This is a genomic window from Kitasatospora sp. NPDC057223 (genome assembly GCF_042669755.1).
Lineage (GTDB): Bacteria > Actinomycetota > Actinomycetes > Streptomycetales > Streptomycetaceae > Kitasatospora.
The window spans coordinates 22137-41233 of sequence record NZ_JBHUWW010000079.1 but is presented as its reverse complement, the minus strand read 5'-3'; the positions used below and the strand labels follow the sequence as shown (position 1 = coordinate 41233).

Here is a 19097-nt window from a genome sequence, read left to right as displayed (position 1 = left end):
GCGCCGGAGAAGCCGATCCGGGCGACGAGGTCGTCCTTGGCACAGGCGGACGGGTCCGGGCCGCTGGCACAGATCTGGTCGTCGGAGGTCAGCAGCGCCACCTTGCCGTCCTTGGCGGTCTGCACGACCTGCGGGCCCACCGCCGGGTCCGGCACCACGACGATGATGCCGTTGGTCTTCTGCGCGACAGCGGACTGGACTTCGCTGACGGTCTTGTTCGCGTCGTTGCCCAGGTTGACGACCTTGAGGTCGACGCCCAGCTCGGCAGCCTTCGCCTTCGCACCGGCGGCCTCACCGACGAAGTACTCCTGGTCACCCTGCTTCTGAAGGTAGGTCATCGAGATCTTGCCGCTCACCGGTGCGAGCGGGGCGTCCGCACTCGTCGCCTCCTTGCCGGTGGAACAGGCGGTGGTCAGGCCCAGGGCGAGCAGCAGGCCCGCCGCGGCAACAGAACGGCTGGTGGTACGGGACATGAGGAGCTCCTTCGGAGGCCACACCCGTCGGATGGGACTCAACGGGTGTGCATGGTGTGAGGGTGGTCGGTACTCGTGCCCGGGACGTGCGACGAGGCGGTTGGAAAGCGCGTCGGGGAGGGTAGGTGGTACGGCCCGGAGCAGTTGGTTCGCTGGAGTGCAGTTCAAACGTAAACCATCAGAATCAAACACTAACGAACGCGATGGGGATATGACACCCCTGTGACGGAAGCTGCGTCAAGGGTCCCGTGGGGGACGAGACCACCTTGTGACGTGCCGCTCGTCGTCACACGGCTGCCGGCGCTCCGGTCCGATGCCCGCCAACGGCAACTCGGCCTGGAGGGCGGCACAGTCGGGTCGGGCGGCAGGGCTCGCCGGGACCGGGCCGGACGGCTCGGTGCTCCGGCCCGCATCATGGCCGGCCTCGTAAGGCGGCAAAAACCTGAACCGCCTGAGGTGTTCGGGTTCGTCGAAGGACTGTGCGCTTCATCCACTGTGGCAAGGAATGCTGAAGCGGCGGCCGGCGGCCGCGGCGCTGCCCGGCATTGGTTGCCCGCACGGCGCGGAGTGCGGAGACGGCGGCCCAGCGAATTGCGAGAGGTGACGGGCGGGGGCGCCGTGGTGGACGAGGACGCGGGTGTACACACTCAGCCGGTGCATGGTTCCCCGACGGTCGACAGCCCACAGTGTGTCGGCGGCGATCTGACGCTGGGCCATGCGCACGATGACGGGCGTGCCGTCCGGCAGGGCGACGGTCCGGCCCACCCACGGGCCCCAGGCCGGATCCTGGTCGGACAGCATCAGCACACGCTCCTTCGCAGGTCGTGGCGCAGCGAGGGCAGTGTCGCAACGCCGCAGCCGACGGCCTTGAACCGCAGGGCAACGGCAAGCGCCTGTTCCTCATGGAGGGAGAAGACGAAGAGGCCGGGCACCAGGACGAGGCGGACCGCACCTGCGGTTGCCTGCCCGAGGAGTTCCTGAAGGGACGGCATCGGTTCACAGGAACGGGTGCCGTTGTCCAGGTAGAGGTCAGGCGCCGGCAGGGCGAGCAGCTCCGCGTGACGCCGCAGGGCGTCCTGGTGGTTGCGCATCTGCCAGGTGTCGAAGGGGTAGCAGCGCAGGTACATCGCTGTGCGGGCGGTGAAGGAACTTGCTGTGGGGTGCATGACCTTCCTATCCGTTCAGGGGCTTGCGCCGGATGCCGCGAGTTGGATCTCCGACGAGATGCTTTCTTCTCACCTCCATGGAATATCCCCCGACGGCAATGGGACAGGCTTCCCGGAAACAATTTGGCCTTTTTCCCCCGGCTGCCTAGGTAAATGATGCTGGTATTCATAGGTAATTGCGGCCGCACCAGTACCGCCTCTTAGGGGTGGTCGTAGGTAGCGTGCGCTCGGACGGTAGGTAGTGGATGAGCAGTGCCCTGTGAGTCATCCGCTGCCGGTCGTGCCACGCCGTGGAGTGCGTGGCACAACGGGCCTGAGGACGGCCAGCCCGCCTCGCAGGGCCGTCTTTCCTCGTCGGCGAATGCTCCGCCGAGGGTTCTGAGCGGTCTTCGGGGATACGAGGACGGTGACGTGGTGCGGGACAGTGAGGCCGACCGCCCGGTCCATGTCGGCTTCTGACAGTGGTCAGACCGAAGGGGCCCGCGGTCAGATCGGCCTTGCCTGTATCAGTGTGGTTCGACGGTTCAAGTATTCCCCGTTGACTGAAACAGATGATATTTTCTGGCACTTCGCGCAGGTCGTCGCAGAAGCAGTCAGACACGGGGAGATGCCCCATTAGGCGATATCTGCCCGTCTGCTCGGACGGGCGCTCCGTCATGTTGGCTGCCGAGCACTTGACGGGCCTCGGCCACTGCGCGTGTTGGACGGAAGGCCGGCGCGGAACACCCGGGGAGGTTTGGGTGTGCCACGCCGGCGGTCTGTGGTGCGCACGTGCTTATCGACTGTCGGGGCCCGCCTACGCTTCGGCTGATCGAGAAGCATCAGAATCCAACAGATACAAACATTACCATGCACCATGAGACTCGATTGGCGACGCTGCGTCAAGGGCCTTGCCGTGGAGAGCCGAGGGCCGGAGCTACTCTCCGCCCAGCGCCGGGCTAGCTCGCGACCGCCGCAGGAGGCAACGAGGGCGATGCCTCTCACGTGCTCCTATCTGTGACGTTGCGTCAACTGTGCTCTGAGCGAGCACATCTGCGATGACCGACCCCATCGAGGGAGCGGCAGCGGAAGACTGTCAGCCCTCTTGACAGCCGCGCCCGCCCGCCAGATGCTCACACTGCTTGGTTTCGTTTGATTCAGTGTTTTTCTGTCCTATTTGCATCCTCGGAGGTCCCTCTTGGCTCGGATATCGCACAAGAATCGACACAGAGCTATCGGCTTCGCGGCCACCCTGGCCCTGCTCAGCAGCGGTGGCACGCTGAGCGCCACCGCCATCGTGGCACTGGGTCTGGCGACCGCCACACCGGCCGCCGCGCTGCAGAACTCCCAGGCCCGCGCCCCGCAGATGGGCTTCAACAACTGGAACTCCACACACTGCCGGGCCGAGTTCAACGAGGCGATGATGGAAGGCATCGCGGACCTCTTCATCTCGCAGGGCCTCAAGGCCGCCGGCTACACCTACGTCAACCTCGACGACTGCTGGGCGCTGCCCAGCCGTGACGCCGGCGGCGACCTCGTCGCCGACCCGGTGCGCTTCCCCCACGGCATCAAGGCCGTCGCCGACTACGTCCACTCCAAGGGCCTGAAGTTCGGGCTCTACTCCAGCGCCGGCACCAAGACCTGCGACCGAAACGGCTTCCCCGGCGGCCTCGGCCACGAGCAGCAGGACGCCAACCTGTGGGCCTCCTGGGGCGTCGACTATCTCAAGTACGACAACTGCAACAACCAGGGGGTCGACGCGCAGAAGCGGTACAAGGCCATGGGCGACGCCCTCAGGGCCACCGGCCGTGCCATCGTCTACAGCATCTGCGAATGGGGCGGGAGCCGGCCCTGGACCTGGGCACAGGAAGCCGGCAACTCCTGGCGCACCACCGGCGACATCTCCGACAACTGGTCCAGCATGATCTCCATCGCGCACAGCAACCAGCAGCTGGCCCCGTACGCCGGTGCGGGCGCCTGGAACGACCCCGACATGCTGGAGGTCGGCAACGGTGGCATGACCGACACCGAGTACCGCACCCACTTCAGCCTGTGGTCCGAGATGGCCGCCCCGCTGCTGATCGGCAGCGACCTGCGCACTGCAACCCCTGCCACCATGGACATCATCAGGAACACCGACATCATCGCCGTTGACCAGGACCCGCTCGGCCGCCAGGGCGCCGTCATCGCCAACGGCGGCGGCCTGGTCGTGATGAGCAAGCCCCTCGCCGACGGCAGCCGCGCCATCACCCTCACCAACGAGACCGCCACCACCCAGACCATCTCCACCACGGCCGCGGCGGCCGGCATCGGCGGCGCCGACTTCTACACCCTCAAGGACCTCTGGTCCAAGCAGACGAGCCGGATCCGCGGCACGATCAGCGCCTCCGTGCCCTCGCACGGCACCGCGATGTACCGCCTCACCCCGAACTCGTCCACGGCCATGCCCACCGGAGTCTTCCAACTCGGCGACCTCGCCTGGACGGACGTCGACAACGGAAACGGTCCGGTCGAGCGGGACCACAGCAACGGCGGCGGTGCCGCCGGGGACGGCCGCCCGCTCGCCGTCAACGGCGCCGTCTACTCCAAGGGGCTGGGCGTGCGCGCCGACTCCGACATCTACTACTACCTCGGCGGCACCTGCAGGAACCTCACCGTGGATGTCGGGGTCGACGACGAAGTGCCCACCGGTTCCGTCGTCTTCCGCATCTACCGCGACGACATCCTGGTCGCCGACAGCGGTGTACGCACCGCCGCCCAACCCGCCCTGCACCTCTTCGCCGACCTGACCGGAGGCGAGGAGCTGCGTATCGTGACGACCTCCGCCACCGGCGAGGACCGCAACGACCACGGCGACTGGGGCAATCCCCGGCTCGCCTGCGGCAACGGCCCGACCGCCGGCACCCACGCCCTCAGCGACCTCACCTGGACCACCAGCAGCAACAGCTGGGGCCCGGTCGAACGCGATCAGAACAACGGCGAGAAAGCTGCCGGCGACGGGCACCCCCTGACCGTCAACGGCACCGCCTACGCCAAGGGCCTCGGCACCAACGCGCCCTCAACCGTCAGATACTACCTCGGCGGCGCCTGCACCACCCTCACCACCGACGTCGGCATCGACGACGACGCCGGCGCCAAGGGGTCCGTCGTCTTCCAGATCTACGCCGACGGGAAGAAGGTCGCCGACAGCGGCCTGCGCACCGGCAGCGACGGCCCGGCCCACCTGACCGCCCCGCTCACCGGAGCCTTCGAACTCACCCTCCAGGCCACCGACGGCGGCGACGGCAGCTCCTTCGACCACGCCGACTGGGCCGCACCCCAGCTGACCTGCGTCTGACCACATGCTGATGCGTTCCTGAGCCCCACCCGCCGACCGGTTGCGCCGCTCTATTGAGCAGCCCAGCCGGTCGGCGCGGTGCATGGACGGGATGCCGGACCGGGCCGAGCCACCCGGCGTTCGTCGGCAGGTGGCCGGGTGGACGGCGGCGGTCCACAGCTGAGAGCCCCCTACCTCCCCGCGCAACTGTCCTGCTGCTCAACGAGCTGCCGTGCCTCACAGGGGATCCGATATCGACCCGGCCGGGGCGTGCGCTGCCACCGCCTTTTCAAGCCCCGAACACGGCATGCATTCTGTGCGGCTCATGAAGTGTCGCACCCCCTGAAGATCAGCTCAACGGACGCCGTGCACTACCCCCCGCAGTGACGGGGCCACCGGCGCCGAGCCTGCGGGCGCTACGGCGCGGGGTTCTGCACGACACCGTGAGCGGCCGACCTGACCGCCGAACGCCTCGTCTCCCTCCATGAGGCCGTCACCGTGCTGGAGCCCGCGGCGGTCAGCGAGGTCGTCGGCGCCGAGGTTCGCGCCCGCCACCCGGCGGGTCAGCCGGGGGCGTTCCGCGTCGCGCCGGACACACGGAAGCGTCCCCAGGTGGCGGAAAGCCACCCGAACGACCACCCAAGGGCCTTCGAGCGGCCAGCCCGCAGTGGTGTGCGGCGCGGCGCCGGGGACGTCCACGTCGATGGGGAACACCTGGTCGGCGCCGGTGATCTGCAGTACCCGGGTGCGGTGTGGGCCGGGCAGGCGAGGTGGATCACCGTACTCCGGCGCTCGGCGTCGAGACGGGTCTGCATCAGGGTGTTCAGGCCGGAAAAGTCGCGGAGCTACTCGTCCAGGCGCCGGCGGGAGGTTCTGTCGGTCACGGCGTCGATGTCCGGCACGGCGAGGACGGCCGCACCGAAGGCGTCCTTGGTGGCCTCGACGCGGTCGTCGCAGAGGTTGACGTTCCGCTTCCACACGGAGGTGGGCGTGGGCCCCGACCGAAAGATTACACAGAAGTAAACATGTTCGAACGCAACAGTGTTCACATGACACTCGCGCTACACCGTTGATGTCAAGCAAACCGGCCGATCTGGGGCGTGCTCGTGACGCTCAAAACGAGGGCGGAGTGGCCATCGGGCCGGCGCCCTTCGGGCGTAGGCCGGATGCCAGAGGCGCTGCCTGACGATCCCATCCCTGTTCAACACGCCTGACAGGGCCGGCGCGATCCACGAGCTGCAGGTTGAGCCGTGGCGAGGGTCGCTCCTGCGACCAGTACCCAACGTCACGGGGTCGTATCGAGTCGGAACAGTTTCCCGGAAGCTCTTGACGACGGGGGTGAACGGAGCGTTTCCTGTGACGCAGCAGTTCGAACCTGGTGGTTTAGAAGCGGTAGTGTCGCTTTTTGTTGGATCTCCTCGGGCCTTGCCGGAGGGCCGGCCAACTAGTCAACATGCCGCTCTACCCGAACCCCCGTAGAGAACAGTCCAACAGGCGAAGGCCCGACAGTGTCACTCGGTCCGCTCTCGCAACCAGTCGGGCTCTTCCAACCTGCGGGACTGATTCACCTTCCGGCGACGAACGCTGAACCTGCCCGACGAAGCCGCGACGGCAGGCCCGACGCACCCCCTCCCCCACCCACAGCACCCCTAGGACCCCCATGTCCAACATGACTTCCCCCGCCCCCACCTCCCGTTCCCGCAGAGCCGTCGCGCTGCTGGCCACCGCGCTGGTGCTGGCCGTCGGCCCCCTCACGACGGTCGGCGCCCAACCGGCGTCCGCCCTCGACAACGGCGTGGCCACCACCCCGCCGATGGGCTGGAACACCTGGAACTCCTTCGGCTGCAACATCAACGAGCAGCTCATCCGCACCTCCGCGGACAACCTCGTCAGCTCCGGCATGAAGGACGCGGGCTACGACACCGTCATCGTCGACGACTGCTGGTTCGACCCCCAGCGCGACGCCCAGGGCAACATCCACGGAGAGCCCGTGCGCTTCCCCACCGGGATGAAGGCCCTCGGCGACTACATCCACTCCAAGGGGCTGAAGTTCGGCATCTACGAGGTGCCCACCGACCTCACCTGCGCCCAGCGCTACGGCAGTTACACCGGGGCGACCGGCAGTCAGGGGCACGAGCAGCAGGACGCGGACACCTTCGCCGCCTGGGGCGTCGACTACCTCAAGTACGACTGGTGCTCCCCGGCCGGCACCCTCGACGAGCAGGTCACCGCCTTCAGCAAGATGCGTGACGCGCTGCACAACACCGGCCGCCCCATCGTGTACAGCATCAACCCCAACAGCTACCACAAGGACAAGACCGGAGCCACCTACGACTGGTCCGCCGTCGCCAACATGTGGCGGACCACCGAGGACATCAGCGCCGTTTGGGACCAGCCCAAGACGAGCAACTCGTACAGCATGGGCGTCATGGACATCGTCGGCTACAACGGCCGCCTCGGCAGCCAGTCCGGCCCTGGCCACTGGAACGACCCCGACATGATGGAGGTCGGCGTCGGCAGCATGAGCGAGAACGAGTACCGCTCGCACTTCAGCCTCTGGGCCCAGATGGCCTCACCCCTCATCGCGGGCAATAAGCTCACCACCATGACGACCGCCGTCAAGGGCATCCTCACCAACCACGACGTGATCGCCGTCGACCAGGACAGCCTCGGACGTCAGGCACGGATCGTCATCGACTCCGACACCGAACTGGTGACCGTCCGCGAACTGGCAGGCGGCGACCGGTCGGTGACCCTCACCAACACCGGCGCGAGCACGGCTACGGTGTCCACCACCATCGCCGAACTCGGCATCGCCGGGGCGTCCTCCTACACCGTCAAGAACCTGTGGACCGGGGACTCCAGCAGCACGACCGGTGCTCTTTCCGCCAGCCTGGCCTCCCACGAGAGCGCCATGTACCGCATCACCCCCGGTGGCACGATCAGCACCATCCAGGCGCTGCCGGCCAACGGCACCTACGAGATCGCCTCCGCGACCAGCCCCGCACAGGTGCTCGACGACCCCAACAACTCCACCAGCAACAACACCCAGATGGTGACCTGGGACCGTAACAACAACGACAACCAGCGCTGGATCCTCACCGCCAACGCCGACGGCACCTACGCCGTGAAGAACAAGGTCTCCGGCAAGTGCCTCGACATCCGCGGCGCCTCTACCGCGGCCGGCGTGGCCGTCATCCAGTACTCGTGCGACTCGGCCAAGCCCAACCAAAAGTTCGCCCTCACGCCGACCGGAACCGACGGATACAAGCTCGTCTCCCAGATCAGCGGCCTCGCCGTCAGCCCGAGTGGCAGCGTCAAGGGCTCCGTCCTCACCCAGCAGCCCGTCGCCAACGGGCAGGCCTGGACGCTCATCCGGACCAACTGACCCTCCCCCGGCCGTCTGGCCCCGTCCCTCGACGGGGCCAGACGGTTACCGGTGTGATGGAAGTTCAACGCGGTCGACGGTCACGAAGACGGCTCGGAACCATGGGCGCGTTGAATCGGCAGGGATTCGAAGCGAGGCATCAGCCCCCTCACCGGTCCTCGACCCTACTGACGAATGACTGGCTCGGATCCACACTTGGCCGGCTGCCAGGACAGGCTCAGCTCTTCACCTCGACCTGAGTCCAGGCCGGGTTGCCGAAGGAGTCGAAGATGACGTTCTGGACCTTCGTGGAGTACCCCGAGTTCTTCCGGTAGTACCAGAGTGGGATGGCGGGCATGTCCTGCGCGAGCACGGCCTCGGCCTGCTGGTAGCCGGTGATGGTGTCCTGCAGCGTGGCCGCCTGGTCGGCCTGGTTGGCCAATTCATCGAACTGCGGGCTGCTGTAGCCGAAGTCGTTGGACGCGGCGCCGGTGCGGTAGACGTCGGCGAGGAAGTTCACGTTGAGCGGGTAGTCCTGGATCCAGCCGGTCCGGAACGCGCCGTTGATGGTGTGCCCGGTGATCGCCGTCCGGGCGGTCTTGAAGTCGGTCTTCGGGTCGCCCGCGCACTCCACGCCGGTGTTCTGGCGGATCGAGTTGCACACCGCGTCGACCCACTCCTTGTGGCCGCCGTCCGCGTTGTAGGTGATCGTCAGGGAGTTGCCCGGCACCCCGCCGCCCTCGGTGATCAGCTGCTTGGCTCTGGCCGGATCAAAGGTGCAGAAGTCGCCGCAGGTACCGGCCTTGTAGCCCTGTACCCCCTCAGCCGTCCAGGCGCTGGCGGGAGCGCGGGAGCCCTGCAGTACGGTCTTGGTAATACTGTCGCGGTCGATCGCCATCGAGAGGCCCTGCCGGACCTTGGCCGTGTTCGCGCCCTGCCATTCGGGCTGGTAGAGGGTGAAGCCGATGTTCTGGATCCCGCCCTGCGGGGCGTCGACCGCCCGGCTGCCGAGATCGCTCCGGTAGCTCGCCAGTGCCGACGGTGGGACCTGGTCGAGCACGTCCAGGTTGTTGGACTGCAGGTCCGCGTAGGCAGCCTCGGCGGTGGTGTACATCTTGAAGACCACCCCGCCGTTCTTCGGCTTGTCCACACCCTTGTAGCCCGGGTAGCTCTTGGTCACCACCTGGGAGTTGTGGTCCCAGCTGACGAACTGGTACGGGCCGTTGCCGACCGGTTTCTGGCCGAAGCCGGCCGGGTCGCCGTAAAAGGCCTCCGGCAGTGGCGAGAAGGCGATGTACCCGAGCTTGTATTCGAAGTACGAGACCTTGTTGTTGAGCTTGATGGTGAAGTGCGTGTCGTCGGTGACGGTGAGTCCGGACATGGTGGTCGCGGTCGGCGTACCGCTCTCCGGGTGGACGTCCTTGTAGCCCTCGATGTCGGAGAACCAGGAGCTGTTGATCTGGTTGTTGGCCGTGTTCGCCGCCCAGTTCCAGGCGTTGACGAAGCTGTGGGACGTGACCGGTGTGCCGTCATGGAAGGTCCAGCCGCTCTTGAGGGTGACCGCGAAATTCTGCGCGTCGCTGCTGTCGATCTTGTCCGCGACCTGCAACCGCAGGCTGGCGTTATGCGGGTCGTAGTCCACCAGGCCCTTGAAGAGGTTCAGGATGATGCGCGAGCCGCCGGCCTCGTTCGAGTTAGCCGGCTGGAGCGGATTCTGCGGCTCGCTGACCTGGTAGCTAAAGGACTTGGCGGCGTCAGCGGAGCTGCCGCCGCCTCCGCCGCTTCCGCACCCGCCAGCCAGCAGAGTCACGGTGCTCGCGCTGATCAGGGCCCGACGAACGCGAGTGGCAGCCGGCATGGCGTCGCTCCTCAGAATGTGGGTGGCGCATCTCACCCCATGAGAAGCGGGCGAGTGCCGTGGCGCGACCCGGTGCGGCCGGACGCGCGAACAACCTGGCGCGAGACCTGGAGCGCACCGGCCGTGCCGACGACGCGATCCGGATCCTCGGGCCCGGGGCGCCCTCCAGCTTCACCACCTCGACCGGGAGACCGGCTCCGGCGAGTACCTGCCCCATACGTGTGCCGAACGCGGCGACCGACTCCGGCTGGTCGAGGGCGTAGTCACGGTTGTCCCACATCGCCGGTCGCAGCCTTCGCCAACCTGCCGCCGCCGCGTCACGGGTGGTGCCCTCGTAGAGGACGAACTCCGCATCAGAACCAGCAGTCCTTTGCAAACGTCGATGCAACCCCCTTGCCCCCAGCGGACCCTCAGCCTGAGGCCCCTCGCGTGAGTCCTCCAGGCCGGAGCGACCCCGACACGGTGACGACAGGACACCGAGCGTGATGCAGGACACCCTGGCCGACGGACCCGAGCAACTGGCCGGCAAAGCCCCCGGCACCCCGCGTGCCGACGACCAGGGCCAGGGCGTGCTTGGAGGCCTCGGCCAGGACGGCCACCGGATGTCCGCGCACCACCTCGTGTTTGAGCTCCACCTCCGGGTAGGCATCCCGCCGCCCGGCGGCTGTCTCCGCGAGCACCCGGCGGGACTCCTGCTCCACCCGGTACTCGTCGGCCGCCGAGAGACGCGAAGGATTCCAGGCGTACAGGGCGCGCAACTCGGCGCCCCGCAGCGCCGCGGCCTCGAAGGCGTAGTCCACGGCGTCCTGCGACATCCGGCTGCCGTCGACACCGACGACGACGTACGCCGGCTGCTGGGTGATGTGCTCCGGGTCCCGGACCACCACCACCGGGCAGCTCGCGTGTGCGATCAGCGGCAGAGTCACCGCCCCGGAGTGGAACAGCTCCCGGACGCCGGAGAGCGGTCGTGAGCCGAGAACCAGCACCACGGCCCGTTCGGCCTGCCGGTTCAGCACCTCGGCCGGGTCCCCATCGATGAGCCGGGCCGACACCTGTAGGGCGGGGTGGCGTTCGCCGATGAAGCGGGCCGCCTCATCGAGCGCGTGCTCACCGGCGGTACGGAGCAGTCGGGCCCGTTCGTGGAGTTCGGGCCAGAGCCGGGGCCAGCCGGCCTCGCGGACCACGGGTTTCCATGCCTGCACGACATGCACCGGCAGATGGCGCCGGTACGCCTCGTCGGCGGCCCAGGCGAGCACCATGCAACTGGAGTGTTCGGGATCGACGCCGACCACTACGGGACGCTGTCCGTCAGGACTCATCATGTCTCCTCCCATTGACAGGAGGCGGACCCGTCGGCACACCGCTTACGCCCCGCACCGCGGGCGCCCACCGGAAGCCGCCTGCAACAAGCCCGCATCCGATCAGGTGGTCCCCGGCGATTGCGACGCCCGCACGATCACCGGACGAGGAAACGGACATGCTTCCACGGCATTCCCGAGCCACTCGGACACACGCCGGATCGCAAAGGAAGGAATCGAGCCCAGCGCTTGTGACCGCGTGATGGGATCGCACTGTGACTGCCACTTGACAGAAACGACAAAAAGGCCGCTTCCGCATCTCTGCAAAAACGGCCCACACCCTGCATAAAAGCTGAACAACAGGATTTGCACCTGCGCCCCCGACACCTCAGTGATCCCGCTATCTCCCGACCGAAAGGCTGGGATGGGATTTCGCGATCACGAGTCGCAGAATCAGGGCTCCTGCTCCACTAATCTGCATAATTACCTCCTCGCGATCGTCCTTCCGGTAAGTTCTCCGGCACCTTCCAGGTTACTCCAGCAAAGCGCGTATACGGGCCGGCCAGGTGTACGAATATCGTCGCGTAGGTTCACCGCCACATTTGCCTGTCCGATCGATCTGCCCGGGACAGGCGCCATCCGTGCGGCCGGCACAGCCCCACAGCGTCCAGCCGAACCGGCTTCTGCAGTAAGGCCGTCGCTCCGCGTTGTGCACTGAGCCTTTTCAGCGTTGCCTCTCCCGGGCGAGGCAGACACGCAACCGACACGATCGCGGCCGCACTCGCAGGATTCCAGGCGTAGGCGAGCACGTCGACATCGCCCAGGCGCCCCGGGGAAGCAGTCAGGTCGACCGGTGGGCGGGGCTACTGGTCGACCCGGTCAGGTGGTCGGGGTCTGGTTCCGGGTACTGCCGGCTGCTCCGGGAGGGGTGCGGCGGCCGTCGTCCCAGGAGGCCGTCGCGAGGTGGTCGGCGCTGCCGCCGCGCCATTCGACCAGGAAGAGCGTCGCGTCGTCGCTGGTGGCTCCGCCACGCTCCCGCTTCAGGGTGTGGGACAGCGCCCGCACCGTCGACCGCAGGCCGACCTGCACACGCCCCACCCGGGCGACGACGTCGATCAGCTGTTCCTCGCCGAACTGCTCACCGCCGGGCAGGTGTTCCTCCACGAGACCGTCGGTGAAGAAGAGCACCCGGTCACCGCGCTGCAGCAGCTGTTCGCTGATCCGTGGCTGCTCCCCGCCGAAGCCGACCGGCAACGTCGTGGGGCCCTTCAACTGCTGGACCACGTCGTGGTCGCGGATCAGCAGCGGCGCAGGATGACCGGCGTTGACCCATTGCAGACGTCCCGAGACGACGTTGAGCTGCATCATGTGCGCGGTGACGAAGTGCTCGGGCCCGAACTGGTCGGCGATCGCCGTGTCCATGAAGGCATACGTCTCGGCCAACGCGATGCCCGAGCGCCGGGAGTGCCGATAGGCCCCGATGGCGACCGTCGCCATCACCGCTGCGTCCAGTCCGTGGCCCATCGCGTCGATCACGGCCACGTGCAGGATGTCGCCGTTGAGCGCGTAGTCAAAACTGTCACCGGCGACCTGGTAGGCGGGCTCCAGGATCCCGGCGACCTCGACCTGCGGGGTGGACATCGTCAGCGGCGGCAGCAACGACCACTGGATCTCCGCGGCGGTCGACATCGGCGAGAGGCGACGCGCCCTGAAGAACTCGTCGGTATAGCCGTTCTTGGTGACCAGGATGTCGGCCACCAGTCCGGCGAGCCGCCGCAGCAGCCGCCGGTCGTCGTCGTCCACAGCGTCCAGCGTCAGGGCGAGAACCCCCACCTGGTCGCTGCCGTCCAGCAGCGGAAGGTACATCCGCACCCCGTCAGGCTGAACCACCTCGACCGCCGCCGCGCGCAGGAACGCCGTACCGGCGGGGGAAGCATCGATGGACTGGGGCTCACCCACCCTCAACCGGCGCCCGCGCAGCGGAACCAGCATCAGCTGCTCGTAGTCCTGCAGCAGGATCGAGACCTCCCGGCCCCCGACGATGGCGACCTCCTCGGCGATCAGCGGGGCGATCAGCTGCGGCGGCATCTCGTGCGCCCGGTCCAGCAGCACACCGAGCAGCCGCTCACCGAACCCCTCCGACCGGTCCACCACGACCCTGTCGAGCTCCCCGTCAGCCTCTGCCATAGTCGCCCACTCCACCACACCCACGACCCGTCCCCCAGACAACACGCAGGTCACAGGACATCCGTGTGGCCGCACCGGCCGCCCATCCGGCCCGTCCTCGATTCGAGTCAACGCGGTCTCTGCGCTCTGCCCCGCGACGTGGACACCCCTGACACCTGGATCTTGTAGGCCCAGAAGGGACATCCGGATGGGACGTCCGTCGAAGTACCCCGATGAGTCGACCCTGGCCCTGGTCCTGGCCGGAGCCCGGTGAAAGCGCTCACCGTCGGCGGCGCGCGGATTGCTCGGGGGTGCCCCGGCTGCAGCACGTGGCCGTCCGGAAAGAGCCCGGGCTAGGTGTTCGACACGACCGCGACCTTCGATCCCGCCACTGACCGGCCATCAGGGCCGGAACCCCTGGTCCGACTCTCGCTGACACCCGAGGGCGCCACCCCGGGCCGGCCGGACGGGGCCTGATGGCCCCGCTCGCACGACCTCCTTCGTGAAGTTCCCCCGCCGGCGGCAGCGCTGGACACCCAGTGGGGGCGGATCACCCGGGCCACCGTGAATCCGGCGCACCGGCCGGTCATCCCCGGCGGGTCCCGGTCGCAGGCCATGCCATCCACATCGGACGGTTCGAACAGGAGCAGGACGAGGTGATGGGGTACTCCTTCATCCCTCGGCGCCTGGAACTCCTCGTCGTTGCCCCCGACGCCGAGGCCCCGGGCGCCAAGTGGCTGATGACCACGGCATCCGACCCGGCCAACACGCACACCGGACCCGGCCTCCTGACAGCTGCGGGTCTTCCGACAGCAGACCGGCCACAGGCGGGCGAACAACGCCGGCCGTCACCGAACAACACCACGCGGTTCGCCGTCGGCTCCGACTCATTTCGCGTCGGGTTCGGGCGGTGGTGCGCCAGACCGCCTGTACCGCCGCCTGGCCCCCTGAAGCCCTGCTCCTCGTCGGCCCCGCACGGGAGGACCGGACCACCCCGCAGAGGAACATCCTGTGCAGGGGCCGGTGGCGCGGCGAGCCGAGCCCGCCCTCCCCCCGCAGTCGCTGGTCCGACTACTCACGTGACCACTCGGACTCGGACTCGGACTCGGGCTCGCCCACCGAATGTCCCTCCCAGACGCGAACCTTGATCGCTCGAGGGCCGGGAGCGGGCCGGGCGAGCGTGCGCACGAACACGTCCCGCAGGTGACTTGCCGCCTGCTGGGGCGACCCGTCGTATTCCAGGGGGTTCGGCATGGGCGCGCCGTCCTGCAGGGACCAGTGGCCGGCGTCGTCCTGGGTCTCGAGAGTCCACCGGTAGTGCCGCATCCTGGCCTCCTGTCACGACGATCGGTCCCCGGACCACGACCGTATGGGCCCGGCAGGCTGACCGCGACCGGTGGACCTCCGCCTGCACCGCAGCCCGGCCAGTGGTCGCAACGATGTGCCCGGCCGGCGCACCGAGCAGGTGCGGCAGTCGCCCTGGCGGGACGAACGGACCCGGACCACCCACGACCGCAGGAGGCCGGATATGGCACTGGTCTGTTCCTGATTCATCGTGGCGGTCGTGCTCGGCATCGTGGGTGTCGCCGCCGAGGGCCTGCTCCACCCGCTTTTCATCGGCGTGGCCCTGCTGGTGGTCGCCGTCATCATCTCCGCCGTCCGGCTCCGCCACAGCGGTCGCCGCCCCGGCCGCTGAAACCCCGGCCCCACCGGGTGGCACTCGGCGGGGGTGCGCCGACAGGACCCGCGGATCAATAGGCGGAACCACTTCGCAGATAGGTGCCCGCGACCTCGAGCCACGTACCAGGGCTGAAACAGACCTCGACCGCGTGCGGAGTGTCTTCGAAGACGCGCAAGATCCGCAGCGCTCCGCTCGGATGCAGGTCGTACTCGTACGTGAGACCGCCGGGGACGTCCTGGTACTGCATGTCCAACGGCCCCTTGGACGGCTCGGACGGCGACCTGGCCTCGACCGAGAGTTTCACGTAGACGGACATGTCTCCACCCTGCTTCCTGCCGCCCGTACGACTCGTACGGGTGGCGCATCGGTCAGAACGATTCGCCGGAAGGCCGGAGCTGATGCCGGCGGCGATGGGGATCCGCCGCGCCGAGTCGGTGCCCGCCATACCGCTGGCCTCGACCGCCCGCGCCACGGCGGCACGGGCCGCGTCGAGGCTTGCTTGCGGAGGGATGACGAGCAGCCTGAAACGATCGCGGTCACCCGCGTGATGATCACCGTGTCACCACCGACCGGGTACCAGCCGATGTGCACGGACCGGCCGTCGACCAGAGGGGCCGGGACGTCGTCCCACGCACCCGTATTCAGGCCGATGCTCGTGACCGGGCCCAGGTGCCCGGTCAGCGCGGGGACCAGACCTGGCGGCTCGGCACCGACGTCACGGGAACGAGGCCACCCCGCACCGTCGAGCGTCCCCTCGCGCGACCGCGTCGTCGCCGGACTGAACAGGACCGAACCCGGTTTTGCCGTCTCGCGGAACCGATCCGGCCGGAGCACCGGGAACGGCGTGCCGGAGTCGTCCGCCATGGCCCGCCACCCATCTGCAGGCCCGAGAAGAGCCCACCCACCAGGGAAGACGACGCTGCGGACAGCCAGCACCCGAACCGCCCCGGTGTCCCCACCGTACTCCGACCGGTCGTCGTGGTCTCCGGTCCGACCGCGTAGGGGGTCGCGCACCCGGCTCCAGCCGCGATCCGTGCAGGTCCGCACCGACCGGAGCAACAGCGCCAGGTCGTGTCCTGCCTGCCGACTCGGCGCGAGCGGTCAGAACGTCGCCACGTCATCGAGCGGCTCAGCACCGTGGCGGGCGAGTGCAGTATCGAGGCCCGGTCCTGGGCGCCTGCTGGACGGCGTCGAGCACCGCCCCGTTGGCCACGTCGAGGGCGGCTGCCCGGCCGTCCGGAGTGCAGAGCAGTGGCGGAGGGTGTCCCGCACCGACCACCCGGTCCGGCCGGCCCGCCAGGTCGACGCGAAGGTGGGCGCAGCCGGCGAGCATGGTGGTGGCCAGGCCGGGAAGGAGATGGTTGGTACGGGGTGAGGAGGTGCTGGATCGCGTCGGCGGGGATGGTGCGGGTGCGTCCCGCAGCCGGCTGGCGACCCGAGGCCAACGACCGGCGCAGTGCCGGAAGGGGGTACGGAGGAACGATGGCGCGGCTCGTGGTGGAGGGCGACGACCTGATCGTCGACCTGTCGTGGTGGGAGAAGGCCGTGGCACGTCGCCATGAGGTCCGCGTGCCGCTGTCCGCGATCCAGCAGGTGAGCGTCGAGCCCGACTGGTGGCGTGCTCTGCGCGGCGTGCGGGGACGGGGTACCTGGATTCCCGGCGTCCTGTCCTACGGCGTCCGTCCGCATCCCCTGGGGGAGGACTTTTCTGCTGTAAGGGTCCGGGGCCGCCGACCTGCCGTCTGCGTCGACCTGTGGCGCTCCTCGCCGTACACCCGCTTGGCTGTCACCGACCCGGACCCCGACGCCACCGTACGAGCCATCCGCACCGCCGCCGGCATCTGACCACCACACGAGACATCCCCCGGTGTACGGGCAGCGGCTGTCAGAGGTGGAAGGTGTGCTCGAAGGCGCCGATGACGGCGGTGCCGAGGTTCAACCTGGAGCTCGCCGGTCTGGTCGCGCAGATCGCCCAGCTGTCCGTCCTGCCCGCGTTGCCCGCTCCCCTGGCTGTGGCAGAGCCCCGGCACCGATCACACCTGCACCACCGCCCGTGTTCCCAGTACCAAGGTGCTGGTGTGGGCCAGGACCGAGCCGGAGCAGTACGGGGGCCGGCCGCCTGTGGGCCGGGGCCCGGCCGCCCGCGTGGTCGAGCTGGTCGGTCGGGTGGACCGGTGAGGAGGGCCAGCGCCTTTAGTACTCCAGTGAGAGTTCTCCATTTCCCCTGGTCACAGGGCTCTTTTGGAGTCTACTGAACTGACATGGCGTCAGGGTGGCGTTGGATCGTGACTCACCTGATCGGGGTGCGTGCGGCGCTGGTAGTGGCAGTGGCGGGCGATGGCCTGGTGGCGTCGGCGCCAGCGTGACCAGTGGAGCCGGTGCGCGGGTGACCGGTGCCGTGCTGCGGGGGGATGGGCAAGGTCCAGGAGCCGCCGGACTTCTGCCACGGTGAGGGGAACGAGGCAGCTCGAACCGTTTCTTCGGCCCCCTTTTCGAGTGCATGGGCGGTCATGGCCGCCAGAAAGGCGTGCGCGAGCATGGCCAGGGTGATGTGGCGGTACCAGCCGACGTAGCGGCGGACTTCGTACTGGTCCAGGCCGCACTCGTTCTTCGCGGCCTGGAAGCACTCTTCGATGGCCCACCGGGCGCCGGCCACCCGGACCAGCTCCGAGACGGTAGCGTCCGTCGGGGCGAACGCGAGGTAGTAGGCGACCTCTTCAGGACGCGCCAGACTGCGGCGGGCCAGCACCCAGCGGTGGTGGGCGCGGTCCGAGCCCTCGAAGGTGGGTAGCTTGGCCGCGGTCCAGTCGTAGACGCGCGGCCCTTTGGCGCCGTCCCCGCAGGAGATTCGCTTGCAGGCCTCGGCCGGTGCGCCGGTCAGGACATGGTCGATACGCCATCTGCCCGCAGGTGACTTCACCTGCTGTGACTTAGGCACCGCCAGGACGTAGCCCACCCCGGCCTCCTCCAGCGGGCGCCGGAACTGCCCCTCCTGTCCGTAGGCCGCGTCCGCGGTCACCCAGGCGATCGGCAGGGCAGAGTCCAGCGCCCGCTGGACCATGACCCGTGCCAGCTCCGGCTTGGTCGCGAAGGACTTGCCCTCAGGGATTCGGGCGGCGCGACACCGGTCGGGATCCTCGGTCCAGGATCTGGGGAGGTAGAGCTCGCGGTCCACGAGGGCCCGACCCCTGGCGGAGGCATAGGCGGCAAACACCCCGATCTGACAGTTCTCGGTACGGCCGGCGGTGCCGGAATATTGCCTCGGCACCCCGGCGGAGACGGTGCCCTTCTTCAGGAAGCCGGTGTCGTCGACGATCAGCACGCCGTCCGGCTGCCCGAGCCGCTCAGCCACATAATCCTGCAGGTCGTCGCGGATCTCGTCCGGATCCCACCGGCACCACGACAGCAGCCGCTGTAGTCCGTGCGGGGTGGCATGGCCCGCGTACTCGGCTATCTGCCAGCTGTTCTTCCTGCCCACCGGGCCCAGCAGCCCTCGCACGTAGTCCCGCATCTGCCGCCGCGGCTCGATGCGGCTGAACCGCTCGCCCACTCGCAGCAGCAACGAATCCAACTCAGCATCCCACCGACCTACTTCGACATCGCTGTCCGTCTCCATGACAGGTTCAACGCACCCCGATCAGGTGAGTCACGATCCAACACCACCCTGACGCCATGTCAGTTCAGTCGGGGAGGATCGACGTGCGCGGGCGCGGCCATCGGTATGTCCTCACGGCCACGGTCTCCTCGGTCCGGGGGTGCGCCCGCGAAACGGACGCGATCACCGACCGGACCG

Annotated in this window: 15 protein-coding genes and 1 pseudogene; 5 read left to right on the top strand and 11 right to left on the bottom strand. The window is 68.3% G+C overall.

The window, feature by feature from the left end; all coding sequences use genetic code 11:
- The 3 genes from ACFUK0_RS25250 to ACFUK0_RS25240 form a co-directional block, all read right to left on the bottom strand.
- The coding region (locus tag ACFUK0_RS25250) for a substrate-binding domain-containing protein (RefSeq protein ID WP_380253948.1) at positions 1-473 on the bottom strand (473 nt) is incomplete at its 3' end.
- Positions 474-959: 486 nt separating this feature from the next.
- On the bottom strand, positions 960-1274 hold the full coding sequence (locus ACFUK0_RS25245; protein ID WP_380253946.1) for a hypothetical protein: 315 nt from the start codon (positions 1272-1274) through the stop codon (positions 960-962).
- Positions 1274-1639: a hypothetical protein gene (locus ACFUK0_RS25240; RefSeq protein ID WP_380253944.1), complete on the bottom strand. Its 366-nt coding sequence runs from the start codon at positions 1637-1639 to the stop codon at positions 1274-1276. The genes ACFUK0_RS25245 and ACFUK0_RS25240 overlap by 1 nt, the downstream gene beginning before the upstream one ends.
- 1177 nt (positions 1640-2816) lie before the next feature.
- On the opposite strand from ACFUK0_RS25240, the gene ACFUK0_RS25235 reads away from it, so the two are divergent.
- On the top strand, positions 2817-4955 hold the full coding sequence (locus tag ACFUK0_RS25235; protein ID WP_380253942.1) for an NPCBM/NEW2 domain-containing protein: 2139 nt from the start codon (positions 2817-2819) through the stop codon (positions 4953-4955).
- An 824-nt stretch (positions 4956-5779) separates the two neighbouring features.
- Here the strand turns inward: ACFUK0_RS25235 and ACFUK0_RS25230 are convergent.
- A complete protein-coding gene (locus tag ACFUK0_RS25230; RefSeq protein WP_380253940.1) occupies positions 5780-5914 on the bottom strand; it encodes a hypothetical protein in 135 nt (44 codons plus the stop codon).
- Positions 5915-6594: 680 nt separating this feature from the next.
- Between ACFUK0_RS25230 and ACFUK0_RS25225 the strand changes: the two genes are divergently transcribed.
- Positions 6595-8322 carry an alpha-galactosidase gene (locus ACFUK0_RS25225; RefSeq protein WP_380253938.1) on the top strand — a complete coding sequence of 576 codons (1728 nt, stop codon included), beginning with the start codon at positions 6595-6597 and terminating at the stop codon, positions 8320-8322.
- Positions 8323-8539: 217 nt separating this feature from the next.
- On the opposite strand, the gene ACFUK0_RS25220 is transcribed toward ACFUK0_RS25225, so the two are convergent.
- The 3 genes from ACFUK0_RS25220 to ACFUK0_RS25210 all read right to left on the bottom strand — a co-directional run bounded on the left by ACFUK0_RS25220 (position 8540) and on the right by ACFUK0_RS25210 (position 13644).
- Complete coding sequence (locus ACFUK0_RS25220) at positions 8540-10159, bottom strand: ABC transporter substrate-binding protein (RefSeq protein WP_380253936.1); 1620 nt, start codon at positions 10157-10159, stop codon at positions 8540-8542.
- A gap of 410 nt (positions 10160-10569) precedes the next feature.
- A complete protein-coding gene (locus tag ACFUK0_RS25215; RefSeq protein WP_380253934.1) occupies positions 10570-11481 on the bottom strand; it encodes a universal stress protein in 912 nt (303 codons plus the stop codon).
- A gap of 855 nt (positions 11482-12336) precedes the next feature.
- Positions 12337-13644: a PP2C family protein-serine/threonine phosphatase gene (locus ACFUK0_RS25210; RefSeq protein ID WP_380253932.1), complete on the bottom strand. Its 1308-nt coding sequence runs from the start codon at positions 13642-13644 to the stop codon at positions 12337-12339.
- 507 nt (positions 13645-14151) lie between these two features.
- Between ACFUK0_RS25210 and ACFUK0_RS25205 the strand changes: the two genes are divergently transcribed.
- On the top strand, positions 14152-14283 hold the full coding sequence (locus ACFUK0_RS25205) for a hypothetical protein (protein WP_380253952.1): 132 nt from the start codon (positions 14152-14154) through the stop codon (positions 14281-14283).
- A 904-nt stretch (positions 14284-15187) separates the two neighbouring features.
- On the top strand, positions 15188-15319 hold the full coding sequence (locus tag ACFUK0_RS25200) for a hypothetical protein (protein WP_380253930.1): 132 nt from the start codon (positions 15188-15190) through the stop codon (positions 15317-15319).
- Positions 15320-15374: 55 nt separating this feature from the next.
- Here ACFUK0_RS25200 and ACFUK0_RS25195 read toward each other — a convergent pair whose 3' ends face one another.
- The 3 genes from ACFUK0_RS25195 to ACFUK0_RS25185 all read right to left on the bottom strand — a co-directional run bounded on the left by ACFUK0_RS25195 (position 15375) and on the right by ACFUK0_RS25185 (position 16856).
- Positions 15375-15620: a hypothetical protein gene (locus ACFUK0_RS25195; protein WP_380253928.1), complete on the bottom strand. Its 246-nt coding sequence runs from the start codon at positions 15618-15620 to the stop codon at positions 15375-15377.
- Entirely contained in the window at positions 15605-16168 is a 564-nt protein-coding gene (locus ACFUK0_RS25190; RefSeq protein WP_380253926.1) for a DUF5994 family protein, read from the bottom strand. The genes ACFUK0_RS25195 and ACFUK0_RS25190 overlap by 16 nt, the downstream gene beginning before the upstream one ends.
- Positions 16169-16433: 265 nt before the next feature.
- The gene (locus tag ACFUK0_RS25185) at positions 16434-16856 is read right to left on the bottom strand and encodes a SpoIIE family protein phosphatase (RefSeq protein WP_380253924.1); all 423 of its coding nucleotides are present in this window, start codon (positions 16854-16856) and stop codon (positions 16434-16436) included.
- Here ACFUK0_RS25185 and ACFUK0_RS25180 point away from each other — a divergent pair.
- Positions 16787-17149, top strand: coding sequence for a hypothetical protein (locus ACFUK0_RS25180; RefSeq protein ID WP_380253922.1), 363 nt, complete (start codon positions 16787-16789; stop codon positions 17147-17149). The genes ACFUK0_RS25185 and ACFUK0_RS25180 overlap by 70 nt on opposite strands.
- 625 nt (positions 17150-17774) lie before the next feature.
- Here the strand turns inward: ACFUK0_RS25180 and ACFUK0_RS25175 are convergent.
- Positions 17775-18920, bottom strand: a pseudogene (locus ACFUK0_RS25175) (IS701 family transposase); the annotation flags it as partial.
- Between the last annotated feature and the right edge of the window lie 177 nt (positions 18921-19097).